This window comes from Myxococcales bacterium, assembly GCA_022184915.1.
In the GTDB taxonomy this organism is placed as follows: domain Bacteria; phylum Myxococcota_A; class Polyangia; order Fen-1088; family Fen-1088; genus JAGTJU01.
Genome location: JAGTJU010000005.1, coordinates 84,832 through 110,642 on the forward strand (window position 1 = coordinate 84,832; position 25,811 = coordinate 110,642).

Below are 25,811 nucleotides of genomic sequence, written 5' to 3' on the forward strand. Positions count from 1 at the left end.
GACTCACTCACGCCAAGGAAAGAACACACTCACCCCCAAGGTGGCGCTGAGATCGTTGGCCCACACTTTCCGGGCCAAGAGCTGTTGTCGATAGACGTAGTCCCGCAGGTCGAAGCGCAGGGCAACGTGGGGCCCGGTAAAGAACACGAAGCCCACGCCCACGTTGCCTGCGACCCCGCTCGACAGAGCAGAATCCACCACGCCGGCGCCCGCGGTCACTTGGACGTCGAAACGCACGATGCTGCCGCCCACCTGTAGCTTGGCGTAGATCGGCGAGGCCACCAAGTTGGTCGCAAACAACAAAGAGTCGCGTGGCTTGCCTTCCAGCAACGAAAACGTGCGCTCGAGTCCCAGTCCGCTCGCGGAGCGAATGCGCGTATACGCCCCGCTGGCCTCCACGGCGAACGCCTCGGTCAAGTGGTACGTGTACGCGCCGCCCACCACGGCCGAACCATCGAAGACGTCCGAGACGTAGTAGCCACCTCGCACGCTCACCTCGTGCCTGTTCGTCTTTTGGTAAAGGCGGGCCTTGACGAAACGCCGCCGCCTTTTGGCATCGAGATCCGCCTCGAGCGTTTCGTCCAGACAAACTTCGGCGTCCTCCGCCGCGGTGACGACGGCGACGAACGGCAAGGTCAAGGCCGCCCAAGCCCACAGCCCAGCCACAACCAGGTGCCGAACGCGCAGGTGAGGGCCCCTCACGGCAACCACACCCCCACACCGAAGGTCAGGGCCACGTTGTTGGCGATCCGCGCGGACCCCAGCACCTCTTGCGGCGTCACGAAGTCGCGCACCTCGAGTCGCAAAGCGACGAGGTCACCCAGGAAAAGACGAGCCCCGAGGCCTGCCGCCCAGGTCACACCGAGGACCGAATCGTGAAAGGTCCGGCCGGCGCCGGCCACGACGAAAACGTCTGCGGGTACGATGGTGTCTTCGCCAAACCTGAACTTGGCCTGCATCGGCACGAACAGGAGCGAGAGGATCGCTTGGTTCGCACGCCCGGGCTCGAAGCGCCGCTCCCGATCGAAGGCGGAGAAAGGCTCCTCGAGCTGATAGCGGACCGGCGCATGGGTGACGAGCAGCTCGAGCCCGAGATCCTCGGAAGGGTAAAAGCCCACCGCCCCACCGAACGTGTACGTGGAAGACAAAACATCCGAGGCGTGGAGCCCGCCGAGCGCCGTGACCTCGAAGCGTTTGTCTTTGAGGAAAGGCCTGACCTGCACGCCCTTGCGGGACGCCCCGTCGGCCGAGAGGTCTTCCAAACACGGGATGCGCAGCGCCTGGTCCCCGGGAGGCGCAGCTTCGTCCTTTTGCCCGGGCTCTTCGGGGTCCGGTCCTTCGACATAGGACGGCTGCGCCTGCGCCCCATTGACCTGGACGCCCAGCAGCACTTGCAGCAGCGTGAAGCGCACGAGCCCAGACGCACGCCACGGCAGGACGATTGGTGAAGCTCGCCGCATGGAGGCCTTTCGAGGGTAACCCGCGTCGCCCCGTGCCACAAGCGCACGCCCACCGCAGTCCCCGAAGGTTCTGGGCGTGTGGGTGCTAGACTCCCGCAGTCTCACAACGCACTTCCACACACAGGAGAAACGACATGGGTCTTCACATCGGCAGCATTGCCCCCGACTTCGAGCAGGACTCCACCGAAGGCGTCATCAAATTTCACGAGTGGATTGGCGACCAGTGGTGCGTGTTGTTTTCGCACCCTGCCGACTTCACGCCCGTCTGCACCACCGAGCTTGGCCGTGTGGCGCAGCTCAAAGGCGCCTTCGAGGCCCGCAACTGCAAGGTCATCGCTCTGTCCGTGGATCCCGTCGATTCACACCGAGGCTGGGTGGGAGACATCGCTGAAACCCAGGGCACGAAGGTGAACTTTCCCATCCTGGCGGATGCGGATCGGAAAGTGGCGAAGCTCTACGACATGATTCACCCCGAGGCGAACGACACGTTTACCGTGCGTTCGGTCTTCGTGATCGATCCGAAGAAGAAGATTCGGCTCGTCATCACCTACCCGGCAAGCACCGGCCGCAACTTCCAGGAGATCTTGCGTGTCATCGATTCTCTGCAGCTCACGGACAGCCACATGGTGGCCACGCCCGTCGACTGGGTGGACGGTCAAGACTGCGTGATCGTGCCTTCGCTCAAGGACCCCGCGCTCATGAAGCAAAAGTTCCCGAAGGGCTGGAAAGAGCTCAAGCCCTACCTGCGCATGACGCCGCAGCCAAACAAGGACTGATGCGCACGCACCCCCGGGGGTGGCGAGCCGCCACACCCGCGGGGCACGCAGCCCCTATACTGCCCCGGTGCCCCCGCTTCCCATCACGCCCACGCTTTGCCTTCCGGAGGACGAACTGGCCTGGAGCTTCGTCCGCGCCTCGGGCCCCGGGGGGCAAAACGTGAACAAAGTCGCCACGCAGGTCGAGCTGCGGTGGTCCGTGACCCGCTCGCGGGCGCTGCGGCCCTCGGACAGGGAGTGGTTACTCCTGCGCCTGGCCGCCCAGCTGACGCTCGAGGGCGAGCTCATCGTGACCTCCAGCCTCACCCGCAGCCAGGCCCGCAACCGCCAAGACGCCGGGGAGAAGCTGGCCACCATCGTACGCGAGGCGCTGGTGCGCCCCAAACGACGACGGGCCACCCGCCCCGGCCGCGGCGCCGTGGAGCGGCGGCTCACTGAGAAGAAAAAACAAGGCGAGCGCAAGCGGCAGCGCCAAAGCCACGAGTAGCGTGCTGACGGCAGCCGAACGCGCCCTCGGGCTCACGCCTGGGGCGCCGCGGCCACCCCGGTGCGGTCAAGCACCATGCGGGCCAAGCCTTTGACCCAGGTGGGATGTGCGTTGAGGGAAGGCACGAGCATCAGATCCTCGCCCCCGAGCGACTTCCATTGCTCGTGCGCGCGGATGCCGATCTCCTCCACGGTCTCCAAACAATCGGCCACGAAGGCCGGGGAGAACACCGCCAACCGCCTGACCCCACGGCGGGCCAGCTCGGGCAAGACCTCGTCCGTGTAGGGCTTGATCCACGGCGTCCGGCCAAGCCGCGACTGGAAGCTGAAGGTGTAGCCGCCCGTGGGCAAGGCCAGCGCGCGGGCCAACGCCTCGGTGGTGGCCACGCAGTGAGCCCGATAGCAGTATCGGTTCGCGGCGGTGATCTTTGCGCAGCAGTCGGGAGACGCCAGGCAGTGGTGGCCGCCTGTCCTGTCACTGCGCTTGATTTGGCGCTCGGGCAGCCCGTGGTAGCTGAACAGGACGTGGTCGGGGGCGAAGGGGCCCAAGAGCGGGGCCGCCACGTCACGAAAGCCGTCGATGAAGGCAGGTGCGTCGTAGAAGGCGTCGAAGGTGTCGATCGGGGGTACGTTCCAGGCCGTCTTGACCGCCTCGAACACGCGTTCGAGCGCCGAGCCCGAGGCCGCCCCCGAGTATTGCGGGAAGAGCGGGAGCACCACGAGGCGCTCGAGATCCTGCGCCAGCATCTCGGCGAGCACATCGGGGATCGCGGGTTTTCCGTACCGCATGGCCAGCTTCACGACGAAACGTCCCGGAGACGCCCCGTCCAGCGCCGCTTGCACGCCTTCGGCCAACGCGCGGCCGTGCACCAAGAGCGGCGACCCGCCCGGCGTCCAGATCGCGCGGTACGCTGCGGCCGACTTGGCCGGACGAAACGGCAGAATCACCAGGTTCAAGAGCAACCAGCGGCCAAGCGGGTTGATGTCGATGACCCGCGGATCGCTCAGGAACTCTGCCAGGTACCGGCGCACGTCGGGCGTGGTGGGCGCATCGGGGGTACCCAGGTTCACGAGCAGCACCCCAATGGGGCGAGGGGCAGAGGTCAAGGGGGGAGAAGCGCCGACCTGATTCATCGGGGGGAATCATGGCGGAACCCGGGCGGCTGTCGAGCGGTTCTGGGCCCCCCTGCGGCTGACGGCGTCGGGCAATTTGGATAAAGTGCGCTTGTGTCGGACCACAAACACGCCATGGTGACCGGGGCCAGCGAGGGCATCGGGCGCGCGTTCGCCCGCGCCCTTGCGGAGCGGGGCTATGCGGTCACCCTGGTCGCGCGGCGAGAGGCGGCGCTGGCCGAGGTGCTACGGCAGATGAACGGCGAAGGGCACGGCCTTTTGGCCGCTGATTTGTCCACGGCAGACGGTCTCGCGGCCACGCGGGCGCGCCTGGCCGACCGGCATGTGCACCTGCTGGTGAACAACGCGGGCGTCGGCGCCTTTGGTCCCTTCGGGGCCCTCCCCCTCGAAACGCACCTCGAGGTGTGCCGCCTGAACATGCAGGCGCTCGTGGCCCTCTCCCACGCGTTCTGTCAGCAGGCGCAACCGGAGGACGCGCTCGTCAACGTCTCGTCGATTCTGGGCTTTGCCCCGCAGCCCTCCCAGCCCATCTACGCGGCCACCAAGGCCTTCGTGACCTCCCTCACCGAGTCGCTGTGGCTCGAGCAAAAAGCGCGAGGCGTGCACGTCATGGGCCTTCACCCCGGCGCCACGTCCACCCGTTTCGGTGAGCATGCCGGCCGGCCCATGGGCTTTCGCCGTCCCGTCTGGATGTCGCAGTCGCCCGAGCAAGTGGTCGACGTCGCGTTGCGGGCCCTGGACCGCAAAAAGGGCCCCTCGGTGGCCTGCGGGCTGGTGGGCCGTATCTTCGTGACCGGAGCCCGCTGGCTGCCCCGTAGCTGGCTGGTCCGCCTGATGCGCGCGGCCGGCTGAGCGGGGCGTCTCCCTTCGGCGGCGGCCCTGGTTCCGGTTAAGCTTCTCGCTCATGACACCCGCCGGCGACGCGTCCCCCCCTCGCGCCCCCCAAAACCGCCTCGAGCGGCTGGTCAGGGTCTACGAGCACGAAATCTACCCGCTCTTCGACCGCTGGTTCACCGCCCCCCTGCTGGCGCGCCTGCGCGTGCGCCCCGTAGGTCCCGTCGATACCGTGCTCGACCTCGGCGCGGCGTCGGGGCACCTCGCCGAGGCGCTCGGCGCCCAAGGCCCGCGGACCCTCGTCTGCGGCGATCCCTCGGGCGCCATGCTCGCCCTCTTGCGTGCCCGCGTGCCCGTGGGGCGCTCCGCCGCGCTCGTCCGGGGCGGAACGGCGGACGGCCTGCCCTTCCGAACGGCGAGCTTCGACCGCGTCTTCGCACGGGGACGGGCCGACGAGGCGCTCGCGCCGCTCGCACTCCTGCCCGAGCTGGTGCGGGTCTGCCGTCCCGGCGGCGAGCTGGCCTTCACCGTGGCGATGCAAGGCACCTGGGCCGAGCCCCTCGACCTACTGGACGAGGCGCTCGAGCGGCGCGGCTTCACTGAGGCACGGAACGCCCTTTTCGCTTACCGGGCGCAGGCCGTCACCGCCGAAGATTTGGAGGCCGCCCTCACGGCCGCGGGGGTCGCCGCGGCAGACGTAACGATCGAGGAAAAACAGGTGCTATTTCGCAGCGGTCGCGAGTTTTTCTTTTCGGCTTTGGTGGAGCTTGGGCCCCTGCGCCGCTGGAAAGCCCTCACCGGTCGGGGCGAAACGCTGCAATCGGCATTCGCAGCGATGAAGACGGCGATCGACACCTACTATCGGGGGCGCACGTTTTCGGTCACCCTCCGCGTGGCGACCGTGCTAGGCCAAAGGCCCCGCGCCTCATGACCGAAGATTCGCAGACACGGTATCTGGAGCTCGTCGCTGACCTCAACGACCACGATCGGCGCTACTACGTCGAGATGAGCCCGACGATCACGGATCAGGAATATGATCGGCGCTATCAGGAGCTGAAAAGGCTCGAGGCAAACCACCCCGCGTGGGTCGTGCGCGAGTCGCCCACGCAACGGGTGGCGCCAAGTCCGCTTTCGGACTTTCCGAAGATCGTGCGGGACACGCCCATGCTGTCGCTCGACAACACCTATAGCCTCGACGATCTGCGCGCGTTTTGCGACCGCGTCGACAAGGGCTTGCACGGCGAGAGCGCCGTCTACGTGGTGGAGCCCAAGATCGACGGCATCGGCATCGAGCTCACGTACGTCGACGGCCTTTTCGTGCTGGGCGCCACACGGGGTGATGGCCGCATCGGCGAGGATGTCACGAGCAACCTGCGCACGATCCGCTCCCTGCCCCAGCGCCTGTCAATGCCCGTGTCCTTGACCGTGCGGGGCGAGGTCTACATTTCAAAGGCGGACTTTCGGGCCGTGAACGCGGACCGCGAGGCCGCGGGCGAAGAGTTGTGGAAAAACGCCCGCAACGCCGCGGGCGGTTCGCTCAAGTTGCTCGATGCCCGCGCGGCCGCCAAGCGCCCGCTGCGCGTGCTGCTCTACGAAGTCGTCGATGGCGAGCGCCTTTGTGCCCGGCACTTCGACGGCCTGGCCTATCTGCGTGAGCTCGGCCTTCCCACGTCGCCCGATACCGACCTGGCATCCGGGTGGCCTGCACTCGAAGCCGCCGTGGCCGCCTGGGCCCTGCGTAGGCCCGCGTTGCCCTACGAAGCGGACGGCCTCGTCATCAAGGTGGATGCGTTCGCGCAGCGACGCCTGCTGGGTGCCACGGCCAAGTTTCCGCGCTGGGCGGTGGCCTACAAGTTCGCCGCCGAACAGGCCCGCACGCGCCTCGAAGGCGTACAGGTCAACGTGGGCCGCACCGGGGCCGTCACCCCCGTGGCGATGCTCGCCCCCGTGGAGCTGTCGGGCACCACGGTCAAACGCGCGTCGCTCTTCAACTGGGACGAGGTGGCCCGCCTCGACGTGCGCGTCGGGGACACCGTGGTGGTGGAGAAGGCCGGCGAGATCATCCCGCAGGTCATCGAGGTTCTCAAAGACGATCGTCGGGGGGACGAGGCGCCAATCGCCGTTCCCACCCACTGCCCCAGCTGTGGGTCGCAGCTCGTGCGCCGCGAGAGCGAAGTGGCGCTGCGCTGTGAAAACCGCGCCTGCCCCGAGCAGCGCTGGAAGGCGATTCAGTTCTTCGCGCACCGAGGAGCGATGAACGTTGATGGCCTCGGCGAATCGCTCGCCGCGGAGCTCGTTGCCAAAGGGCTGGTGGCGGACCCGGCCGATCTCTTCGACCTCACCGTGGACAAGCTGGTCCCGCCCAAAGGCGTACCCGGGCCTCGGGTGGAGCGTATGGCCCAAAAATCGGCTAAAAACCTCGTCACGGCGATCGGGCGGGCCCGCGACGGTGCCACGCTCTCCCGCCTTTTGACCGGACTTGGCATCCCGCACGTGGGCACGGTGGCCGCTCGAGCCATCGCCAAGCGCTTCGGCGCCCTGGATGCGATGGCGTCTCTTTCGGCCGAAGCCCGTCGGGAGGCCGTGGCCAGCATCGACGGGGTGGGCGCGGTCATTGCCGACGCCATCGCCCGCTGGTGGGACGAACCCGAAAACGCCGCCTTGGTAGAGAAGCTACGCGCCCGCGGCGTACGTCCGAGCGAACCCGAAGACAAGCGCCTCGAAGGGCCATTGGCCGGCCTTCGCATCTGCGTGACGGGCACGCTGTCGCGACCGCGCAGCGAAATTCAACGAGACATCGAGGCGGCCGGGGGCACGTTCGCCACGTCGGTCGGCAAGACCACGGACGTGCTGGTGGCTGGCGCTGACGTCGGCAAGTCCAAGCTCGATGCGGCCAAGAAGTTCGGTACGCGCGTGGTCGACGAGGAGGGGCTTTCGCGCCTGCTTGCCGGTGAAGGGGGGCTTTGAGCCGCGTCCCACCAGACGTCAGGCTCCCGTCCCCGTGCCACGAGATTTTGAGTCCACCGCGACAAGACTGTCGCAATCGGTCGCGCCGCTCGACGACAGCGCACGCTCATAGGCCCTGGCACGAGGGCTGCTTGAAACGCCTGGCTTCCATGTTGCCCCCCGCCCCCCCTCATCTCGACGAAGCGCCCCCCAGCCGCTGGCGGCGCGTGCGCGCACACCTGCGCGAGGCGGCGGTGCTCGACCTGCGCGCCCTGGCCCTCGGCCGCATCGGCTTGGCCTTGCTCCTCCTTTACGACCTTGCCCTGCGGGCGACGGATCTCGAAGCCCACTACACGGACGCGGGCGTGGAGCCGCGCAGCGAGGTGGGGCGCCCCGAGCTGCCCCTTTTCCGACTGTACTTTCTTTCGGGCGAGGCCTCCGTCACGCGCACGCTTTTCGTGATGGCGGCCACGGCTGCCACTGCCCTGCTGCTCGGTTACCGCACGCGGCTCGCCACGGGGCTGTCGTGGATCTTCGTCGCCTCGCTCCAGGCCCGCAACGGCCACATCTTGCAGGGCGGCGACAACCTGTTGCAGATGTTCCTGCTTTGGGGGCTGTTCCTTCCGCTTGCGGGGGTGTGGTCGCTCGACGCGCGCACCCGCCCGCCCCCGACCTGCACGCGCATCACGGGGGCCGCCAACTTCGCGTTCTGCGGCCAGCTGTTCATGCTGTATTTCATCACTGGCACGCTCAAGGCCAACCTGCCCCATTGGCGCCTGGGTGACGGGGTCTGGGACGCCTTGAACGCGGACGAGTTCGTCACCCGCTTCGGCCTGTGGCTTCACCCTCACCGGGGGATCCTCAAGCTTTTGGGCTGGGGCACCCTCGTGCTCGAGATCTTGGGCCCCTTCGTGATGCTGGTGCCCCCTCGTCGTTGGCGGGTTCGCCTGGCCCTGGTGCTGTCCTTCATCGGACTTCACCTCGGCATCACGGCCAGCATGCGCATCGGCATGTTTTCCTTCGTGAGCATCGTCGGTTGGTTGTTTCTCCTGCCGCCGGGGCTCTTCGATCGTCTGCACGTAAGACCCATCCGCGAGGGCGTGGCACCGAGTGGCTCACGCTGGGCCTCGCGCGCGGCCGGCGTGATCTTCGCCTACCTGGTTCTCGCCGCGATGGTCTCGGACCGCATGCCTCATGGCCGCGTCCGCGACGGGCTGCTCAAGCCGGCCCGGCTCCTCGATCTGCAGGAGCACTGGGGTATGTTCGTCAAACCGCGCGCCCACTCGGGGTTCCTCGTGCTCGAAGGCACGCTTCGCAACGGCGGGGCCATCGATCTGCTGCGGGGTGGGGCCCCGGTCTCGTTCTCCCCACCGCCGCTGGTGATCGATCTGTTCCCGAACCAGCGTTGGCGCAAGTGGCTCACCGGACTCACCAAGGACAAAGACGCAGAAAGGCAGCGCGCCGAGCGCTTCGCCGCGTGGCTCTGTCGCAAGGAAAACTCCACGCGGCCTTCCGAGACCGCGCTCACGAACGTGCGCGTCGTCTACGTCAAACACCCCGTGGACGCGCGGGGTGACGACAGCCGCGCCGAACGCGTGACCGTAGCCTCGAAAGCCTGTCGCCCCGAAGGGTAGAGTGCCTGCACGGCCCATCGCGGCAGCCCAACAGCTAAAAGCCAGACACGCAGCGCGCTGGCCGGGCCCTGGAACGGGCCCCTTGAAGGCTCTTGTTCGGTGAAGGAACCGCGCGTAGTCTCGCGTCCAATCCAGAGCCCCCCTCAGGGACACCTTATCCAATTACGGGAGTTACCATGATCCGAACACGTCTTCGACAAGGAATGAATTTCGGCCTCGCGACGGCGCTCTTCGTGGCGTCCGGTGCAGGATGCGCCACCAAACAGCAAACGGGAACGCTCATCGGCGCGGGCGCAGGCCTCGGCGCGGGCGCCGGCATCGGAGCCGCCGTGGGCGGAAAAAAGGGCGCCATCATCGGTGGCACCGTGGGCGCCATCGGAGGCGCGGCGGCAGGCAACCTCATCGGCCGCTACATGGACAAGCAAGAAGAGAAGCTCAAGCAGGTCGAAGGGGCCAAGGTCGAACGTGCGGGTGACCAGCTCGTGGTCAAGTTCGACTCCGCCATCCTGTTCGACACGGGCAAGTCGACCCTCAAGCCTCAGTCCGAAAAAGACCTGGAAGCCTTCTCGAAGGTCTTGACCGAGTTCGAGGAAACCAACCTGGTCATCGAAGGCCACACCGACAGCACGGGCGGCAAGAAGGTCAACCAGCAGCTCTCGGAAAAGCGCGCCGAGGCCGTCATCGCATACCTCGAGTCCCACGGCGTCAAGCGTGCACGTATGACCGGCAAGGGCATGGCCGATGGCGAGCCCGTAGGCGACAACACCACCAACGAAGGCCGCCAGCTGAACCGCCGCGTCGAGGTTGAGATCGCGGCCAACGAGGACCTCAAGAAGAAGGCCGACGAGGAAGCGGCCGCTTCCGAGACCGCCCCGAACACGGCCGCCAAGTAGATCGCGCAGGGCCGAGCAGGGACCGCGGAGGTCCGAGCGCTCGCGGGCGCTGCCCCGCTTGCCCCGAATCCCCAAAAAACAGGCCGCTTGCCTCTGGCTCGCGGCCTGTTTCGTTGTCGGCTCCGCGGACGCGTTACTGCACGACGACCTTCACCAGCGTGCCCTTTTGCACCTTGTCCTCGAGGCTCATACCGTTGAGAACCCCGAGATTCACTTTCTCCGTTTGTGCCAAAGCAGGCAGGGGATAAGGCTTCACGATCTCCGCCAGCGTGGCGTCCGCGTTGGCCGTAACCACCTTGATCTTCATCGGGCGAACCGTCTTCGCGGCCGCATCAGCAAGCGGAGCGAAGCTATCGGCGATCGATACCAGGTTTGGGAGCTGAGCCGCGAAGTCAGGCTCCTGCGCGAGGCCCACGAACGCGTAGACCTTCCCGCCCCTCTCGATGAAGGTCGTCACGGCCATGGTGGCGACCGGCTGGTTGGCCACGGTGATGCGGCTCTTCGCGCGCACGGCCGGCATACCATTCACCGTGAGGGTCTGCCGCTCGAGCTCCTGGACTGCGTCCTCTTTCGCCAGCGCATCGGCGGCCGCTGCGGCGCTGGCCCCTTCCGCCAGCGTCAACGTGGCGGTGCTCTTGCGGTCTTGAGGAGCCAGGACCACCTTGGACTTCGAGTTCTGCAACAGCCATCCCGGCGGGACCACGAACTGAAAATCGAGGTCGGGGTGCTTGAACCAGCCGGCGTCCTCGAAGCCCTCTCGCGGGTTTTTCCCAAAGACGATGCCGTCGACGGCGCGCAGGTATTTTTCGCGGTCCACGTTGAAGCGCGTGGCCAAGCCTGCCTGTGCCTGTTCCGAAAGTTTGTTGACCGTCTCGAAGCGCTCGCCGGGGTCGGGGTGAGAACTCGTCCACGCCGGCAAACGCCCCGCACCCCCGTTGAGAAGTGAAAGCGTACGGAAAAAGTCGGCCATTTCGCGCGTGTCGTAGCCCGCCTTGGTGGCGTACTCCACGCCCAACTTGTCGCTCTGGCGCTCGTCGTCCCGTCCGTACTTGAGCAGCGTGAGTTGCCCCGCGGCCCCAAGGAGCTGCTCACCGAGGTCACCCGACAAGGCCCCGCCCACGGCAACCCCAAGCCCCAAAAACACCTGTTTGGTGTACCGGTCCGCTCCGTGTCGCGCCATCACGTGGCCGACCTCGTGCCCCAAAACGCCCGCCATGGCAGCTTCGTTGTTGAGATAGGCCAAAATGCCCCGGGTCAGGTACACATAGCCACCCGGCAGCGCGAACGCGTTCACGGTGGGATCGTCCATCAGGCGGAACGTAAACGCCGCGCCTGGCTCATGGCTCTTCGCGAGCACCGCCTGTCCCACGTCACGCACGTAGCCCGCCAGCGCAGGCGCATTGACCTCGCCCATCTCGGCCAAGACGGCTTGGTCGTTCTGGGCACCGACCTCTTTTTCCTGCGACTTGGACAGCAGCGAGAACTCCCGGCGCCCGGTCACGGGGTTGACCGCGCAGCTCGAGACCACCAACATCGACGAGGCCCACAGGCAAGCCAAAGAACCCACGTCGACCAACGACTTACGAGAGGAGCGTTTCACGTTCATCGCCCCGAAAGATACTCCCGGGGCGGAAGGCGCGCAGGGGACGACGAGACGATTTTCTCCGGCGAGGCAGGTCGGGCGCGCGCCCCGTCCCCCAGGGCCGTCGAGCAGGATTGGCCCCCCTTCGCCGTAACTCCCGGGCGCCAGGCCCGGAAAATTCGGGCAAAATGTCACCCCCATGCGCCCCACGTCTGCCCCCTCGCCGTCCCCGCGGCGTCCCTTCGTCTCTCCCCTCGCCGTCTCGGCGCTTTGCTTGGCTGCCTTTTCGGGCTGCCCGCTCTTGGCCCATCTCCCCGTGCAAGCGCCCTCACTGGTCGAGCTGCTCAAACCCGTCGTATCGTTCCAGGATGCCGTGCTCGTTCGCGCGCCTTCCCGCCAGCAACTCGCCGCGCATTATTGTCCCCGTGTGGTGGACCCGCCGTTCGGGCTGCGATCAGGCCTCGAGGCGCTGTGTGAGGGCTTCTTCGGTCCGCCTCCCAGCGCCGAAGACATGAAGGTCGGGTTCGACCTGCAGTTTCACATCGACAACCCCAACCAGTTCCCGCTGCCGATGGGTTCGGCGCTCACGGCCATCGACACCTTCGCCAACCGGGCCGGTGGTGCGGTCTCGTTGGGTGCCGTCTGCGTCCAGTTCTGCCCCGAAGGTGTGACTTGTAGCGGGCAAGCTGCAGAGGGTGCCTGCCGAGCCAGCGAACGCGATGTACGCTCCCTGTCGGATTTCGGGCAGGCCGCGACCAACCTCATCATCGGCTTGGGGGCTGGACTGGCTCGCGGCGAAAAGCCGGCCTTCACCCTGCCTCCCATTGCCTCGGGCGGCTCGGCCGACGTGTTCGTTCGTTACGCTTTCGGACCCGAAAAGCTTTGGCCCCTCATGCAGAACCTGGCGGCCGATGCCAAGGAAGAGCTCGCCAAGGGACGGATGCCCGAGTTTCGAATCCCCTACAAGCTCGAAGGCACGTTGTTCTTCGACGCCGGCAGCATCGGCCGCGCGGCGGTTGGATTTGGGCCAAGGGACGGCACATGGCCCCTGCCCACTGAACCCCTGCGGGACGCAGCCCTCGGCGCAGCCGCCCGCCTGTGAGCAGGCCCTCGGCGCAGGGGCTCACCCCCCGAAAAAGCGCGCGTCGAGCAGGCGCCCAAGCCCCGCGAACACCGCCCACACCCCGCAGGGCGCGAGGAGCATACCCACGTAGGCCAGGGGCCGAGGCCGACCCAGGGCGATGCGCACCCCTTGGACACAGGCCAAGCCCCCCCCGGCCAGCAGGAACAAACCCCAGATCACGGCGCGGGCCGCCTCGCGCCTTCGGCCATCCCGTTGCGGTTCATGCCGCCATTTCACGTCGCATGAGGGGCGGACGCAACTTTGGCGGGGAAAGCGGCGCGGCTTCGGAGTCTCCGGGCTAGATTAGCGAGCCATGTCGGAAAGCTTCGCGTTGATTTTGGCCGGCGGGGGGGGCACCCGCCTCTGGCCTTCGAGCCGCCGCGCACGCCCCAAGCAGCTCCTGACCCTGGGGGGCGACGAAACGCTCTTGGCCGCCACGTACCGCCGGGCCAGCGCCCTCGTGGGCCCGGCGAACACGCTGGTGGTCACCGCCGCGGATCAAGCGGAGGCCGTGAAGGCCGCGCTTCCCGGACTGCCGGCCGACAACTTGGTGTCCGAGCCGGCCCCCCGCAACACCGCTGCGGCCGTGGCTCTGGGTGCCGTGGCGGCCACCCGCCGTGCGGGAGAGGGTGCGCGCCTGGCCGTCCTTCCTTCGGACGCGTACATCGGTGACGAGCAGGGCTTTTTGGCGACGGCGCGGCGTGCGCTTGCGTATGCGGACACGGCCATCGTCACCATCGGCATCAAGCCCACAGCCCCCGAAACGGGTTACGGCTACGTGCGCCCCGCCGCCACCGTCGACGACCAGGGGGTTCGCCGCGTCGATGCGTTCGTCGAAAAGCCCAATCTGGAGACAGCCCAGCGGTACCTGGCCGAAGGCTACTTCTGGAACGCCGGCATGTTCTTCATGACCGCCGGCCACTTGTTTCGCGAGGTCGACGCCCATCTGCCCGCCTTGGGGCGGATCGTGGCCGAGCTGCGCGGCGCCCCCCTCTTCGCGGCGACGGCCCAAACCCACTACCCAAACGCCCCCGCCATCTCCATCGACGTCGGGATCATGGAGAAAGCCGCCGGCCTCCTCGTGGTTCCCGGGGATTTCGGCTGGAACGACGTGGGCAGCTGGGCGGCCTTGTCAGCGGTCCGCGCCCCCGATGCCCACGGCAACGTGGTCGTAGGCACGCACCTTGCCTTGAACGCGCACGGCAACGTCGTCTTCTCCGACGGAAACGGCCCCCTGGTGGCACTCGCCGACGTGGACGACCTGGTGGTGGTGGTGACCCCCGAAGCCGTGCTGGTAACGCGACGCGATAAAGCGCAAAACGTAAAGGCCGTCGTCGACGCGCTCGCGGCGCACGGCCGCACGGATCTGCTCTAGGCCAAAGCCCGGCTTCGCTTGGTGAGCGGCGCGACAGGCTGCTAACCTGGCGAGGTTTTCCGCCCATCGACTTGCTTTTTTCGACGCGCCTTTTCGACATGACCAGCACCATGAACCCCCGTGTTTTCCGCGAATACGACATTCGCGGCGTCGCCGAACGCGACTTCCCCGACGCGTTCGTCTTTCAGCTCGGCAACGCCCTGGGCGCCCACTTCCGCGCGCAGGGAGCACGAACCGTGACGTTGGGCCGCGACGCCCGCCTCTCCTCACCCCGCATTCACGCCACACTCAGGGAGCGGCTGCTCGCCGCGGGACTCGACGTGGTGGACGTGGGGATCGTTCACACGCCGGGCCTTTACTTCTCCGTGTTTCACCTCGAAGCCGACGGGGGCGTGATGATCACGGCGAGTCACAATCCGGGCGACGACAACGGATTCAAGATCGTCCGGGGCCGCAGCACGATCTACGGTGACGAGATCCAGGAGCTCAAGCGGCGCATCATCGAGCAGCGCTTCCCCGAACTGGAAGGGGCGACCCCCGGCAAGGTTCGGGAGCTGGACATCCTCACCCCCTACGTCGCGTACATCGCCGACAACCTGCAGCTGGGTGCCAAGCGCCCCAAGGTGGTGGTGGACGCGGGCAACGGAACGGGTGGCCTCTCGTGCGTACCCCTGCTCGAGCAGCTCGGCTTCCCCGTCGAACCCCTGTTCTGCGAACCCGACGGTCGCTACCCCAACCATCACCCCGATCCCACCGTGGCCGAGAACATGGCCGCCCTCATCGAACGGGTGAGCGCCACCGGGGCCGAGGTGGGCATCGCGCTCGACGGCGATGCAGACCGCATCGGTGTGGTGGACGCCCGTGGGCGCATCGTGTGGGGGGACCAGCTCATGATCCTGTTCGCCCGGGCCATCTTGAAAGAGCACCCCGGCGCCACGTTCGTGAGCGAAGTGAAATGCAGCCAGGCGCTTTACGACGAAATCGAGCGTCTCGGCGGACGGGCCATCATGTGGAAGGTGGGCCACTCCCTCATCAAGGTGAAGATGAAGGAAGAGGGCGCGCTGCTGGCCGGCGAGATGTCGGGCCACATGTTTTTCCGCCACCGCTACTTCGGCTTCGACGACGCCGTGTATGCGGCGGCGCGGCTCATGGAGCTCCTGTCGAACGACGCAGGCACGCTCACGGACTTGGTGGACACCTTGCCGGTGCTCTACAACACGCCCGAGATTCGTATCGACTGCCCGGACGACCACAAAGCCGAGGTCGTTCGCCAAGCAGCCGCCCACTTCCGGGCACACTACGCCGTCAACGAGATCGACGGCGTTCGCATCCAGTTTCCCGGCGGTTGGGGCCTGGTGCGGGCCTCGAACACGGGCCCGGTCCTGGTCATGCGCTGCGAAGCCGGCAGCGACGCGCGCTGCGCGGAGATCCGCACCGAGATCGAAACGGTGCTCTCGGGGATCCGGCGCGCGCTCGAGAGCGCGGCTTGAAGCCCCGAGGCTCTGGCCGCGTTCAGCCGAACCAGGCCAAGACCAGCGGAGCGACAAGGTCGAACAGCAGCAGGTAAGCCACAGCGCTGGCCGCCAGGAAGGGACCAAAGGGAACCTGGACGTAGCGCAGTGAGTCGTCTTCGTCCGCGTCGTCTTCGGCCGCAGGTGCCGGTGGCGCCACGGGTGTTTCGACCCGAGGTGTCCGCCGTGCCCGCAGGAGCAGGGGCAGGCTGACCGCCACGCCCAGAAGGGACGCAGAAAACACGACGACAGGCAGCGCCTTCCACCCCAGCAGCGCACCGATCATGGAGAGCAACTTACCATCGCCCAACCCAAGGCCTTCGCGTCCCCGCGTGTAGTAATAGAGGTCAGCGATGAGGCGCACCGCCACATACCCCGCCACGAGGCCGATGGCCCGATCCGTCCACGGGGCGAACTGAGCACCGAACCCGGCGAGGAAGAACACCACCGTGCCCGGCAGAGTCACCGCGTCGGGCAAGCGCTGCGTGTCGAGGTCGATGAACGAAAGCACCAGCAACGCGCCCGTGAAGGCGAAAAAGACCGCGAAACGGGCCAGGCGGATCGGAAGCGGCACGCTGTGCGCTTCCATGACGAACGACCAGAACAAAAGCCCACTCAACGCCGCCATCAACCCCTCCACCAGCACGTAGCGGGCCGAAAAACGGACCCCGCAGGCGCGACACCGGCCCCGCAGCCACAGGTACGAGAGCATCGGCACGTTGTCGTAAGCCTTCACCGGCTGGCCACAGGCGAAGCAATGCGACCCCGGCTTGACCACGGAAAGCCCCCTCGGAAGCCGGGCGATACAAACGTTGAAGAAGCTGCCCCAGAGCGCACCGAAGACCACGGCGAAGACCAAGGCGGGCCAGGTACGAACGAAGGCGGCGAGCGCCTCGACGAAGGAGGGATCCACGTGCCGCCAAGGGTAGCACCGTCGCGCGCGAGACCGAAATCGGCAGGCCCGCCGGACCCGGTCTCGAGCGCCTGCCCGCGCCCCGCCCCCGCTTGGAGTCTGCCCCGACATGCTGCTAAAACGGCGCCCATGTTCACTCGCGTCCTACCGAGGCCGCTGGCCGTCTTGGCGCTCCTCGTGGCCAGCGCCGCCTGCGGCCCCCGCGGGCCCCGCGCCCAGGCGCCCACCGGGACCTTCGACGTAGCCCAGGTGCTTGCGCCCCAGGCGCTCGCCGAGGCACTCGTGGCCCAAGGCGGCGGGCGCGTGGAGGCGCAGACCTCGTTCCGCCTCACCCCCACAGGGACGGGCACGCGAGGCCCACAGGCCGTGACCACCGGCACGCGCCTCGACGTCGACGCCCAGGGACACTACGAGCTCGACGAAGAGAACGACGCCGATGGCGGGCGCCTGGTGGTGTTTACCGGGCCCGAGATCGCCGTGAAGCTGCGCTATGGCAAGCTCATCAAGCGGGACGTGCGCCCGCCCGAGCCGAGCCGCGTGCGCGATCAAGCCCTCGGGGGACCGATGGCGCTGTGGGAAGTGCTGGGTAGCCATGCCCAGGTGGAGGTGAGCGAAAGCACCCGCGCCCGCCACCCTGCCGGGTTCGACACGTTGACCGCGCGGGTCACCTTTTCACCCACCGCCACCGGGCGGCAGGGGGCACCCGTGGCTGCCAGCCCGCTTTCGGCCTGGCGGCAGACGGCCCGCCCCCTGGCCCTCGAAGGCCGACTCGTGTTCGCTCCGGGGCACAACGGACGCGGCCCCTTTTTGCTGGAAGCCAAACTGGAGGGTCGCTTCTCAGCGGCGCCCTCCGGCGGGCCGCAGCTCCAAGGCGAGCTACGCGTTCAGCTGAAAGTCGAAAAATTGGGCCAAGTCCCGCCCATCGTCATGCCCGAGGAGGCCGAACCTCTGCGGATCGGCCAACGCACCGTCCTGGAAGAGCGCGCCCTACTCCCCGACCGACCCTAACCGCGCGGGGCGCGTCCCGTGCGCTAAGCTCTCCGAAGAGGCGACAACGGCAGGCCCACGGCCGCCCCCACGGAAGGCGATTCATGAGCGACACGCACCCCCCCGAAGTGGTTACGGCCGAACCCGTTCACAACCAGCTGGCCCCGGGCCGCTACGCACATCTCACGGAAAACCGCGGCCTCATCATCCGCCGCGCGCTGCTCTCCACCGCGCTGAGCGGCGCCGTGCCGCTTCCGGTGTTGGACGATCTCGTGGCGGTACGCGTGCGGGCGGGGCTCTTCATGCGCGTGGCCGATCGCCGCCGCGTGGGCTTGCCGGCCGGAGCGGCCGAGGTGCTCGCCGAGGCCAAAGATGGCTCGCGTTGGCGCCACATCACCGTGACGGCCGCCACCTTGGTGGCGATCAAGCTGGCGTGGCGCAAGTTCTTCGCGCTGCTCGCCATCGGCCGCGGTGCCGACGATGCCGCCAGCAACTTTCAAGCAGGGTTGCTCTTCGATCACTACTGCGCCCGCCTGCACGTAGGCCCGGCCCTCGATCGCACCCGCGCGGCCGCGCTTCGCAAGGCCATCCACGAAGCGGTCGGACAAACCCACCGCGACACATTCGTATCGATCTTCAAGGACGGCACGCGCACTCTCGGGCGCTCGCTTTTGCAAGCCCCGCGTTGGGCGGGTGAACGGCTCACCGCCCTCGCGCAGCGCTGGGTGATGACCCGTGGCAACACGGAAGCCACTTTCGAAGACGTCGATGTGGAGCTCGGCGAGGCCGCGGAGAGGCGCTGGCTCGACAAAGCGGCCGAAGCCGTGGAAGCCCAGATCGCCGCGCTCGGCAATGGATACCTGGATGTTCTGATTCCCCGCTTCGAGACCGCCTGGCAAAAAGCTGCCGCCAAGCTGGAGGGCCCCGAGCCCGGTGCGGAGTCCTCCCCACCGGACGCCCCGAAGCCGGACGGACCGGGGAATTGAGTGAGCCTGTGGGGTCTGGTAGCATGGGCCGGGAGTGACCACGAAATCCGCCAAGAAAAGCCCCTCGTCTCGAACATCGGCCCGCGGCGCCGGAGCCACAAAGTCCGAAGGGCGCGTCAAGCTACAAACCTCGGCCACGGCCCGGGCTGCGGCGGGCGCCGCCGGCAAAGGCAAAACCAGGAGCAAGAGCGGGGCAGGCAAAGCCAGCGCTTCCAAGGTCAGCGTTTCCAAGGCGGCAAAGCCCATCAAGGGCGCGACGGCCTCGAAGGCGAAGCGTAAAGAGCCTGCCGGCAACGGCAAAGCCGCGAAGCCCGCCCGGGCAGCGGCCGCGGTCACGGAGCTGGCCACCGAGAGCGAACGCGACCGCGAGCGCCGTGCCCTCGCGCGGGTCGGCGCGGAGCTCGCGATTGAGTCGGCGCTGGACAAAAAGGCGCTCGGGCCCGTGCTCATCGACGTATCCAGCCAGGCAAGCTACACGGACTACATCGGCGTGGTGAGCGGGCGCAGCGACCGGCAAGTCGAAGCCATCGCCGACCACGTCTGCCAGGTCATGAAAAAGAACGGCTACACGTTGGTGGGCCGCGAGGGCACGAGCAACGGGCGGTGGACCCTGCTCGATTTCGGCGACATGATCCTCCACATCTTCTACCACCCCATCCGTGAGGTCTACGACATCGAAGGCCTGTGGGTGGGCGCCCCGCGCGTCACCTTGAAGAACGTGCCTCCCGAAGCGATGAACTTCCAGGCCGACGCGCTCTACGTCCAGCCGTGAAGATCCTCGTTCGCGCGGTCGGCAAAATGCGCGACCGTCGCATGGAGGACCTGTGCCGCGAGTACCTCGAGCGGGTGAAGCGGCATCTGCCCGTGGAGGTCCAGGAGGTCGCGGACGATGCCGCGCTGGCCGCCAGCGTGGGGCCCGGCAGCGAAATCATCGCCCTGGATCCGTCCGGTGAAGGATGGACCACCGAGGTATTCACCAAGTATCTCGAAAAGCACATGCTGCACGGCACGCGGGCGCTGGTGTTTCTCATCGGGGGCGCCGAGGGTCTCGGCGACGCCACGCGGGCGGCCGCGCACCGGCGGGTGTCCCTCTCGCCCTTGACCCTGCCCCATCGGCTGGCCCGCGTGCTGCTTTGTGAGCAGCTCTACCGCTGCGTCTCCCGCCTGCGCGGGGAACCTTACGACAAGTGACGACCTCGGCGGCCGCGCCCTGGGGGGCACCTCGGGCGTATACGCCGGTCACGGTTTCGCGGCGGCGACCTGGGAAGCCAAGCCACGGGCGATGATCTCCACCTGTTCGTCGGTGGTACAGGCCGGCGGCCACGCGTAAAGCACGTCGCCCATCGGCCGCAGCAAAACGCCCTGAGCCTCGGCGGCGCGGCGGAGGCGCAGCGCACGCGCGGCGCCTTGCCCGGACGGCTCGGGTGCAAGCTCGATGGCGACCACGCCCCCGATACGCCGCACGTCTTCAACGTGTGCCTCCGCAGCCAACGAGGACACGGCTTCGTAAATCCTGTGCCCGATGTGTTCGAGCCGGCCCACGACATCGTCGTCAGCCATGAGCTGCAGTGAAGCGGACGCCACCGCGCAGGCGATCGGGTTTGCGGTCATCGTGTGTCCGTGGGGAAAAAAGCGCAGGGGCTCCACCTGGGCGAACGCGCGGAACATTTGCTCGGTGGTCAAAGTGGCCGCCAGCGACGCCATGCCGTTCGTCAGGGCCTTGGCCACGCAGAGAAAGTCGGGCCGCAAGCCTGCTTTGTCGCACGCAAACATCGCACCGGTGCGGCCGAACCCCGTGGCCACCTCGTCGGCGATCAAAAAGATGCCGGCTTGATCGCACAGCGCCCGTGCCGCCTGGAGGAAGGCCGGAGGATGAATGTGAAACCCTCCCGCGGCCTGAAGCAAGGGCTCCACGATGAGAGCCGCCACGCGGTCACCCAGCGCCTCCAGCACGCCCGCAAGCGCCCCCGCCTCGGGCGCCACCCGATGTACCTCGAAGAGCAAAGGACCGTAAGCGTCGAAGTAGGGCATCGGATCGCCCACGGACATCGCCCCGAAGGTGTCACCATGATACGCATTCGTGAGCGCCACGAAGACCTTGCGGTGGGGTTGACCCCGCAGCAGCCAGGCATGGTAGGCCATCTTCAACGCCACCTCGACGGCGGTCGAGCCGTCGTCGGAGAAAAACACGCGGGAAAGCCCGGAGGGGGCCAGGCCCACGAGCCGCTGCGCCAACTCCACGGCGGGGGGGTGGGTGGCGCCCGCGAACAGCACGTGGTCGAGGATGCGCGCCTGCTTCTGCAGGGCGGCGATCAGCGCGGGGTGGCCGTGGCCGTGCACACTGGCCCACCACGAAGAAATGCCGTCGATCAACCGTCGGCCGTCCGCAAGGTGCAGGATCGCGCCGTCCGCGGCCACGACGGCAAGCGGTTCGGTGTCGATGCCGTGGCGGGTGTAGGGATGCCATACGCACGAGGCATCGCCAGCAAGCAGGGCGGCGGCAGACGGTTTCGGAAGGCTCATGCGGGCCAAGCGTACCTTCCCCGCTTGCCCCTCGCAGCCGGGAGTGACCCCAGTCCGAAAGATGCAGGCGGGCAGCCTTGCCGCTAGACTCGCTGGGCTCATGTCCATCGGACGTCGCCTGTTCGACCTCGCCCGCACCGAGCTCAATTCACTGCTCGACAAAGCCGCTCGCCTCGGCGAAGACGACGAAGCGGACGACGAACGCTCCCGGCAACGGGCCTCCTCGGCAAGCGACGATGGTCTCGACGCGTTTTCCGAGGCCGAGCTCGAAGCGGAGCTCGACCGGCGCCGGTTGGAGCGCGAGATCGAGGATCGAGCCCGCCAGGCCAGCGCCAGGGCCCGAGCCAGCGCCCCGCCCCCCCCGCGCCCCGAGACAGGCAGCGCGCGGAGTGCGTCGCATGGCAAGACCCCCGACGCCGTCGCAGTGGCCCGCGCCTATGCCGCGCTCGAGCTCAAGCCCGGCACCGATTTCACGCAGGTCAAACAGCAATACCGCAAGATGATGCGCAAGTATCATCCCGACCGGCACGCGGGCTCTCCCGAAAAAGAGAAGGCGGCCCACCAGTTGGCGCAGAAGCTCACCGACGCGTACAAAACGCTGGAAACACGGCTGCGGCCCCGGACCTGAGCCCCTGTGACCCACGACAGCGAGGCGCCGCCGCGAGGGCTCCCCACGAGGTCCGTCCAGGCATTCGGCCGGGGGAACAGGGTTGGTCGGGGCGCCGGCTTGCGCCGGACCCCTGAACTGCGTAGTTTTCGGGACCGATGAGAACTCACGTGGCAGCGCTGCAGGCCGACCCGACCGCACAACGCCTAGCGGGGTTGTTGAAGGCCATCGTGGCGAACCCGGCCCTGCACGCGCGCATGCTCAACACCTTGGCGCGGCTCGAATACGTGGGCGTGCGAAAGATGCTGAAGAGCCGCCGCGCGGAGCTGTTGGATCTGGACGGGGTGCAGCACATCGTGGACGAGTCCATTCACGTGCTGCGGCTCAAAAAAGCGGCGGTGGCCCTCGCCAAGGCAGGAGGGGCGGCCGTGACCACCTTCTCCGGCACCGAAACGTTGGCAGGCGACGACGCCGAACGCTACTTCCAGGAGGTCGACCACGTGGCGGAGCGCCTCCTTGGCACCCTACCGGACGCCGAGCGCGCCGAGAGCAACTACATCCTGACGAGCGCCGTCATCGAAGTCCGCGCCCAGGCCTTCTACCCTCTTTACGAAGCCGAGCTGCGGGCGGCGAACTCGCCCGTGAGCGTGGCGCCCATCATGCGCGACGAAGACCGGCACCTCGAAGAGATGCAGGCGGCCCTCAGCGCCAAGCTGCCCGACGCCGACCTGCGCCTGCGCGCGGCACTGGATGCCGAGGGTGCCTGCTTCGCGCGCTTTGTGGACGCACTCGAAGCGGCAGTGCAGGCCGCCCCCTACTAGCGCAAGCAGAGCGCGCCTCACGCCGCGCACGCCAGGGCGGCGGAGACACACGCGAGACCAACAAAAACGCCGGGCGCCCGCAGCACGGGTCCCGGCGTGTGAGAGGAAGCTCAGCCGCTTACTTGGCTTTGCCCTGGTTTGCCACGGCTTCCATCGCCTTGGCGATCGCGTCCTGGTCACCCAGGTAGTAGCGCTTGAGCGGGCGCAGGTCCTTGTCGAGTTCGTAGACCAGCGGCGTCGCCGTGGGGATGTTCAGGCCCACGATCGCTTCCTCCGACATCTTGTCGAGGTGCTTGACCAGGGCCCGCAAGCTGTTGCCGTGGGCAGCGATGAGGACGCGCTTGCCCGAACGAATCGTGGGCGCGATGGTCTCGTACCAGTAAGGCAGCACGCGATCCACGGTGTCCTTCAGGCACTCCGTGAGCGGGAGCTGCTCTGGCAGCAAGCTCGCATAACGCGGGTCCTGGCCGGGCGCACGCGGGTCGTCGGCCTCGAGAGGCGGTGGCGGCACGTCGTAGCTGCGTCGCCAAACCTTGACCTGCTCATCGCCGAACTGGGCGGCCATTTCGGCCTTGTTCAGGCCCTGCAGGTTTCCGTAGTGGCGTTCGTTCAAGCGGAACGAGCGATGCACGGGCAACCACATCTGGTCCATCTCGTCGAGAGCCAGCCACAGCGTGCGAATGGCGCGCTTGAGCACCGAGGTGAAGGCGACGTCGAAGGCGTAGCCCTCTTTTTTGAAGAGGCGTCCGGCCGCGCGGGCCTCCTCGAGGCCTTTTTCCGAAAGATCCACGTCGGTCCACCCGGTGAATCGGTTTTCGTTGTTCCACGTGCTTTCGCCGTGACGCAGCAGCACCAGCTTGTACATGAGTGAGCGTTCCTTCCTCGAGTGAAGCTCCGGACTTAGCACGACCACCGACCGGGATGAAGCCGCCCGCGCGCATTTTCCTGCGCGGCCCCGGCCCCGGGGCCCCCCCCTCAGGGCCGAGCCAGCCAGTCGCGCACGGCAGCGAGAAACGCAGCGCCCTCGTCGGGAACGACAACGAGCGGCTTGCCACGCCGCCGGGCGAGCTGCGCCCCTGGGGCCGCCTTCACCCGGGCCGTGTACAACCAGTAAACGCCCGTTCCCCCGGAAGCCCAGAAGAGCCCGAAGCTGCCGAAGAAACCACCCACCCCGGCTACCCGAAGACCCAGGCGGCGGGGCGCCTCGGAGGCGGATGTGAAAGACGCTCGCGGGAACCGCTTCGGCCGCATAGCGCGCCGGCGGATCAGCAAATCGGTTGGCGACAAAACGGCCGCCACGGGCGCCATGGCCCACGACAACACCAAGGCGGCCACCACCACCACAGTGCTGGCCGTCACGGCAACGTGAAGGCGCTCCGCCTGGGGAAAAGCGAAAAAGAAGAACCACAGCGGCGCCAGAGCCACGACCAAAAGCACGAGCACGGCGGCGGTCATGGCCCGCGCCGGCTGGTCCATCGTCATCGCGAACTCCCGCGCGCCGCCCGCGTTCACGTGCCGGAGCCCGGAAGCACGTCGATCATGCCCTTGTGAATCGACTCGCCCGCGAGCACCACGACCCGGTCGGGCCAGCGCTCGATCTGCAGGAAAACGTCACCGGCAGCCCTGTAGCGCCACAGCTCACAGGCCCCCGTGGAACGCCCCGGCACCCGGCCTTCCAGCGCCACCGTGGCTGCGCCCGAAAAACGCGGCACGTAACTTTTGCCCTGATACGAGATGGTCTGCGGGGGCGGCGTTTCCGTATCGAGGTCATCCACCTCGGCCATCATCAGCACGCGGTCGTCCAGGTCGTCGAGCAGCGGCTCCACGAAGCGAACGGCCGAGCCGTCCGCCACCCGGGCGAGCGGCAGCGTTCGGTTCCCCAGCTTGTACGTCAAAATGCCTTCCACCACCCAGTCGCGCCCCGCATGGCTCACGATGTCCCGGACTTGCAGTTTCATGTGCGATGTCATCCTCGATCCCTAGTCTCCTGCCGTCGTTCGCGCCGCCGATCAAGCCAAATCGATCATCGTGCGGCGCGGGACGAGAGCAACGCGGCAGGGTTCGGCCTCAGAGGGGTCGCCCGGCGCAGAGCGGGCGGCTACAATGCCCGGGTGAAGCTTCCCCTCCGACAGGTCTTGGACGACGACGGTCAGCCCCTTGGGCCGCTGCCCGAGATCCCGGATGCGGATCTGAAGCGCCTCTACGAGGGCATGCTGAACGTGCGCCTGGTGGACGAACGTCTACTCAAATTCCAGCGCCAGGGCCGCATCGGGTTTTACCTGACCGCTACCGGGGAAGAGGCCACCCACATCGGGCCGACCTATGCGCTGCGGGACGCGGACTGGATCTATCCCTGCTATCGCGAGGTGGGGGCTGCCTTCTTCCGCGGCTACCCGCTGCGCACGTTTCTCTGCCAGCTGTTCGGGAACGCGGAAGATCCCGTCCGCGGCCGGCAGATGCCCGTTCACCACAGCATTCGGGCGCTGAATTACGTCTCGATCAGCTCGCCCGTGGGCACGCAGATTCCTCAGGCCGTGGGGATCGCCATGGGCGCCCGCCGGCTCGGCCGCGACGACGTTTCCCTCGTATACTTCGGCGATGGCGCCACCTCCACGGGCGCGTTTCACGTAGCTTGCAACATGGCGGCCGTGGACAAGGCCCCCGTGCTGTTCTTGTGCCGGAACAACGGCTGGGCCATTTCCACCCCCCGACAGGGGCAAACCGCCACCCCCACGCTGGCCCAAAAGGCAGTGGCCTACGGCATGCCTGGCGTCTTGGTGGATGGCAATGACGTGCTGGCTCTCGTGGCAGTCACCCGCGAGGCGGCGGACCGGGCGCGGGCGGGCTTGGGTCCCACGCTCATCGAGGCGCGCACCTACCGCATGGGCGCCCACAGCACCTCGGACGATCCCAGCGCCTACCGCGACCCCGACGAGCCCCGCGCCTGGACCCAACACGACCCCATCGTGCGGTTTCGCAAGTTCCTGGAATCGCGGCATTTGTGGTCGGAGAGCCAGGATCGTGCGTTCCGGGACGCCTTCGAGCGTCGCTTTGCCGAGGCGCTGGCCGAGGCCGAAGCGGTCCCCGCGCGCCCGCCCCTCGGAAGCCTCTTCGAGGATGTGTTTGCCACGGTCCCCTGGCATCTGGAAGAGCAACGGGCGGACCTCGAAGGTGAGGTGGCGCGTCACGGCCCGCGGGGCGGTCACTGACCCAAGCCCCG

27 protein-coding genes are annotated in these 25,811 nt (G+C 67.5%); 17 read left to right on the plus strand and 10 right to left on the minus strand.

Going from position 1 to position 25,811, the window contains the following annotated elements; genetic code table 11:
- Window positions 1-3 precede the first annotated feature (3 nt).
- Both KA712_18830 and KA712_18835 read right to left on the minus strand, forming a co-directional pair.
- The gene (locus KA712_18830; protein MCG5055024.1) at window positions 4-702 is read right to left on the minus strand and encodes an outer membrane beta-barrel domain-containing protein; all 699 of its coding nucleotides are present in this window, start codon (window positions 700-702) and stop codon (window positions 4-6) included.
- Window positions 699-1,460, minus strand: a complete 762-nt coding sequence (locus tag KA712_18835; GenBank protein MCG5055025.1) for an outer membrane beta-barrel domain-containing protein — start codon at window positions 1,458-1,460, stop codon at window positions 699-701. The genes KA712_18830 and KA712_18835 overlap by 4 nt, the downstream gene beginning before the upstream one ends.
- Window positions 1,461-1,594: 134 nt before the next feature.
- On the opposite strand from KA712_18835, the gene KA712_18840 reads away from it, so the two are divergent.
- Window positions 1,595-2,236, plus strand: coding sequence for a peroxiredoxin (locus KA712_18840; protein MCG5055026.1), 642 nt, complete (start codon window positions 1,595-1,597; stop codon window positions 2,234-2,236).
- A 67-nt stretch (window positions 2,237-2,303) separates the two neighbouring features.
- The gene (gene arfB, locus KA712_18845; GenBank protein MCG5055027.1) at window positions 2,304-2,723 is read left to right on the plus strand and encodes an aminoacyl-tRNA hydrolase; all 420 of its coding nucleotides are present in this window, start codon (window positions 2,304-2,306) and stop codon (window positions 2,721-2,723) included.
- A gap of 32 nt (window positions 2,724-2,755) precedes the next feature.
- Here the strand turns inward: arfB and hemH are convergent, their stop codons facing one another.
- Window positions 2,756-3,856, minus strand: coding sequence for a ferrochelatase (gene hemH / locus KA712_18850; GenBank protein MCG5055028.1), 1,101 nt, complete (start codon window positions 3,854-3,856; stop codon window positions 2,756-2,758).
- Between the two features lie 93 nt (window positions 3,857-3,949).
- Here hemH and KA712_18855 point away from each other — a divergent pair, with 93 nt between their 5' ends.
- The 5 genes from KA712_18855 (at window position 3,950) to KA712_18875 (ending at window position 10,163) form a co-directional block, all read left to right on the plus strand.
- The gene (locus KA712_18855; protein ID MCG5055029.1) at window positions 3,950-4,708 is read left to right on the plus strand and encodes an SDR family NAD(P)-dependent oxidoreductase; all 759 of its coding nucleotides are present in this window, start codon (window positions 3,950-3,952) and stop codon (window positions 4,706-4,708) included.
- Between the two features lie 52 nt (window positions 4,709-4,760).
- Window positions 4,761-5,621, plus strand: a complete 861-nt coding sequence (locus tag KA712_18860; GenBank protein ID MCG5055030.1) for a class I SAM-dependent methyltransferase — start codon at window positions 4,761-4,763, stop codon at window positions 5,619-5,621.
- Window positions 5,618-7,657, plus strand: a complete 2,040-nt coding sequence (gene ligA, locus KA712_18865; GenBank protein ID MCG5055031.1) for an NAD-dependent DNA ligase LigA — start codon at window positions 5,618-5,620, stop codon at window positions 7,655-7,657. Before KA712_18860 ends, ligA begins: the two co-directional genes overlap by 4 nt.
- A 149-nt stretch (window positions 7,658-7,806) precedes the next feature.
- Entirely contained in the window at window positions 7,807-9,270 is a 1,464-nt protein-coding gene (locus KA712_18870) for an HTTM domain-containing protein (protein MCG5055032.1), read from the plus strand.
- A gap of 176 nt (window positions 9,271-9,446) precedes the next feature.
- Window positions 9,447-10,163 carry an OmpA family protein gene (locus KA712_18875; GenBank protein MCG5055033.1) on the plus strand — a complete coding sequence of 239 codons (717 nt, stop codon included), beginning with the start codon at window positions 9,447-9,449 and terminating at the stop codon, window positions 10,161-10,163.
- 133 nt (window positions 10,164-10,296) lie between these two features.
- Here KA712_18875 and KA712_18880 read toward each other — a convergent pair whose 3' ends face one another.
- Complete coding sequence (locus KA712_18880) at window positions 10,297-11,769, minus strand: M48 family metalloprotease (GenBank protein MCG5055034.1); 1,473 nt, start codon at window positions 11,767-11,769, stop codon at window positions 10,297-10,299.
- Window positions 11,770-11,944: 175 nt separating this feature from the next.
- Between KA712_18880 and KA712_18885 the strand changes: the two genes are divergently transcribed.
- The gene (locus KA712_18885) at window positions 11,945-12,847 is read left to right on the plus strand and encodes a hypothetical protein (protein ID MCG5055035.1); all 903 of its coding nucleotides are present in this window, start codon (window positions 11,945-11,947) and stop codon (window positions 12,845-12,847) included.
- A 21-nt stretch (window positions 12,848-12,868) separates the two neighbouring features.
- Here KA712_18885 and KA712_18890 read toward each other — a convergent pair whose 3' ends face one another.
- On the minus strand, window positions 12,869-13,105 hold the full coding sequence (locus KA712_18890) for a hypothetical protein (GenBank protein MCG5055036.1): 237 nt from the start codon (window positions 13,103-13,105) through the stop codon (window positions 12,869-12,871).
- Between the two features lie 76 nt (window positions 13,106-13,181).
- Between KA712_18890 and KA712_18895 the strand changes: the two genes are divergently transcribed.
- The gene (locus tag KA712_18895; GenBank protein ID MCG5055037.1) at window positions 13,182-14,243 is read left to right on the plus strand and encodes an NTP transferase domain-containing protein; all 1,062 of its coding nucleotides are present in this window, start codon (window positions 13,182-13,184) and stop codon (window positions 14,241-14,243) included.
- A gap of 110 nt (window positions 14,244-14,353) precedes the next feature.
- The gene (locus KA712_18900) at window positions 14,354-15,733 is read left to right on the plus strand and encodes a phosphomannomutase/phosphoglucomutase (protein MCG5055038.1); all 1,380 of its coding nucleotides are present in this window, start codon (window positions 14,354-14,356) and stop codon (window positions 15,731-15,733) included.
- A 22-nt stretch (window positions 15,734-15,755) separates the two neighbouring features.
- Here the strand turns inward: KA712_18900 and KA712_18905 are convergent, their stop codons facing one another.
- Window positions 15,756-16,667: a prepilin peptidase gene (locus KA712_18905; protein ID MCG5055039.1), complete on the minus strand. Its 912-nt coding sequence runs from the start codon at window positions 16,665-16,667 to the stop codon at window positions 15,756-15,758.
- 129 nt (window positions 16,668-16,796) lie between these two features.
- Between KA712_18905 and KA712_18910 the strand changes: the two genes are divergently transcribed.
- The 4 genes from KA712_18910 to KA712_18925 all read left to right on the plus strand — a co-directional run bounded on the left by KA712_18910 (window position 16,797) and on the right by KA712_18925 (window position 19,831).
- Window positions 16,797-17,675, plus strand: a complete 879-nt coding sequence (locus KA712_18910) for a hypothetical protein (GenBank protein MCG5055040.1) — start codon at window positions 16,797-16,799, stop codon at window positions 17,673-17,675.
- Window positions 17,676-17,758: 83 nt separating this feature from the next.
- Window positions 17,759-18,640, plus strand: coding sequence for a hypothetical protein (locus KA712_18915; GenBank protein MCG5055041.1), 882 nt, complete (start codon window positions 17,759-17,761; stop codon window positions 18,638-18,640).
- A gap of 34 nt (window positions 18,641-18,674) precedes the next feature.
- On the plus strand, window positions 18,675-19,412 hold the full coding sequence (gene rsfS, locus KA712_18920) for a ribosome silencing factor (GenBank protein MCG5055042.1): 738 nt from the start codon (window positions 18,675-18,677) through the stop codon (window positions 19,410-19,412).
- Window positions 19,409-19,831, plus strand: a complete 423-nt coding sequence (locus KA712_18925; protein ID MCG5055043.1) for a 23S rRNA (pseudouridine(1915)-N(3))-methyltransferase RlmH — start codon at window positions 19,409-19,411, stop codon at window positions 19,829-19,831. Before rsfS ends, KA712_18925 begins: the two co-directional genes overlap by 4 nt.
- 48 nt (window positions 19,832-19,879) lie before the next feature.
- Here the strand turns inward: KA712_18925 and bioA are convergent, their stop codons facing one another.
- The gene (bioA, locus tag KA712_18930; protein MCG5055044.1) at window positions 19,880-21,163 is read right to left on the minus strand and encodes an adenosylmethionine--8-amino-7-oxononanoate transaminase; all 1,284 of its coding nucleotides are present in this window, start codon (window positions 21,161-21,163) and stop codon (window positions 19,880-19,882) included.
- A gap of 100 nt (window positions 21,164-21,263) precedes the next feature.
- Here bioA and KA712_18935 point away from each other — a divergent pair, with 100 nt between their 5' ends.
- Window positions 21,264-21,791, plus strand: a complete 528-nt coding sequence (locus KA712_18935) for a J domain-containing protein (protein MCG5055045.1) — start codon at window positions 21,264-21,266, stop codon at window positions 21,789-21,791.
- A gap of 149 nt (window positions 21,792-21,940) precedes the next feature.
- Window positions 21,941-22,591 (plus strand): hypothetical protein, encoded by a 651-nt coding sequence (locus KA712_18940; protein ID MCG5055046.1) that lies wholly within the window; start codon window positions 21,941-21,943, stop codon window positions 22,589-22,591.
- A 118-nt stretch (window positions 22,592-22,709) separates the two neighbouring features.
- Here KA712_18940 and gpmA read toward each other — a convergent pair whose 3' ends face one another.
- The 3 genes from gpmA to KA712_18955 form a co-directional block, all read right to left on the minus strand.
- On the minus strand, window positions 22,710-23,456 hold the full coding sequence (gpmA, locus tag KA712_18945) for a 2,3-diphosphoglycerate-dependent phosphoglycerate mutase (GenBank protein MCG5055047.1): 747 nt from the start codon (window positions 23,454-23,456) through the stop codon (window positions 22,710-22,712).
- Between the two features lie 110 nt (window positions 23,457-23,566).
- A complete protein-coding gene (locus tag KA712_18950; protein ID MCG5055048.1) occupies window positions 23,567-24,103 on the minus strand; it encodes a hypothetical protein in 537 nt (178 codons plus the stop codon).
- Entirely contained in the window at window positions 24,100-24,549 is a 450-nt protein-coding gene (locus KA712_18955) for a DUF4178 domain-containing protein (protein ID MCG5055049.1), read from the minus strand. The genes KA712_18950 and KA712_18955 overlap by 4 nt, the downstream gene beginning before the upstream one ends.
- A gap of 252 nt (window positions 24,550-24,801) precedes the next feature.
- On the opposite strand from KA712_18955, the gene KA712_18960 reads away from it, so the two are divergent.
- Window positions 24,802-25,800 carry a 3-methyl-2-oxobutanoate dehydrogenase gene (locus KA712_18960; GenBank protein ID MCG5055050.1) on the plus strand — a complete coding sequence of 333 codons (999 nt, stop codon included), beginning with the start codon at window positions 24,802-24,804 and terminating at the stop codon, window positions 25,798-25,800.
- The last annotated feature ends 11 nt before the right edge of the window (window positions 25,801-25,811 follow it).

Excerpts from the sequence above, each read along its gene's own strand:
- KA712_18835 (MCG5055025.1), bottom strand. The coding sequence starts at position 1,460 with ATGCGGCGAGCTTCACCAATCGTCCTGCCGTGGCGTGCGTCTGGGCTC.
- KA712_18840 (MCG5055026.1), top strand. The coding sequence starts at position 1,595 with ATGGGTCTTCACATCGGCAGCATTGCCCCCGACTTCGAGCAGGACTCC.
- hemH (MCG5055028.1), bottom strand. The coding sequence starts at position 3,856 with ATGAATCAGGTCGGCGCTTCTCCCCCCTTGACCTCTGCCCCTCGCCCC.
- KA712_18860 (MCG5055030.1), top strand. The coding sequence starts at position 4,761 with ATGACACCCGCCGGCGACGCGTCCCCCCCTCGCGCCCCCCAAAACCGC.
- ligA (MCG5055031.1), top strand. The coding sequence starts at position 5,618 with ATGACCGAAGATTCGCAGACACGGTATCTGGAGCTCGTCGCTGACCTC.
- KA712_18870 (MCG5055032.1), top strand. The coding sequence starts at position 7,807 with ATGTTGCCCCCCGCCCCCCCTCATCTCGACGAAGCGCCCCCCAGCCGC.
- KA712_18875 (MCG5055033.1), top strand. The coding sequence starts at position 9,447 with ATGATCCGAACACGTCTTCGACAAGGAATGAATTTCGGCCTCGCGACG.
- KA712_18880 (MCG5055034.1), bottom strand. The coding sequence starts at position 11,769 with ATGAACGTGAAACGCTCCTCTCGTAAGTCGTTGGTCGACGTGGGTTCT.
- KA712_18885 (MCG5055035.1), top strand. The coding sequence starts at position 11,945 with ATGCGCCCCACGTCTGCCCCCTCGCCGTCCCCGCGGCGTCCCTTCGTC.
- KA712_18895 (MCG5055037.1), top strand. The coding sequence starts at position 13,182 with ATGTCGGAAAGCTTCGCGTTGATTTTGGCCGGCGGGGGGGGCACCCGC.
- KA712_18900 (MCG5055038.1), top strand. The coding sequence starts at position 14,354 with ATGAACCCCCGTGTTTTCCGCGAATACGACATTCGCGGCGTCGCCGAA.
- KA712_18910 (MCG5055040.1), top strand. The coding sequence starts at position 16,797 with ATGTTCACTCGCGTCCTACCGAGGCCGCTGGCCGTCTTGGCGCTCCTC.
- KA712_18915 (MCG5055041.1), top strand. The coding sequence starts at position 17,759 with ATGAGCGACACGCACCCCCCCGAAGTGGTTACGGCCGAACCCGTTCAC.
- bioA (MCG5055044.1), bottom strand. The coding sequence starts at position 21,163 with ATGAGCCTTCCGAAACCGTCTGCCGCCGCCCTGCTTGCTGGCGATGCC.
- KA712_18935 (MCG5055045.1), top strand. The coding sequence starts at position 21,264 with ATGTCCATCGGACGTCGCCTGTTCGACCTCGCCCGCACCGAGCTCAAT.
- gpmA (MCG5055047.1), bottom strand. The coding sequence starts at position 23,456 with ATGTACAAGCTGGTGCTGCTGCGTCACGGCGAAAGCACGTGGAACAAC.
- KA712_18955 (MCG5055049.1), bottom strand. The coding sequence starts at position 24,549 with ATGAAACTGCAAGTCCGGGACATCGTGAGCCATGCGGGGCGCGACTGG.
- KA712_18960 (MCG5055050.1), top strand. The coding sequence starts at position 24,802 with ATGCTGAACGTGCGCCTGGTGGACGAACGTCTACTCAAATTCCAGCGC.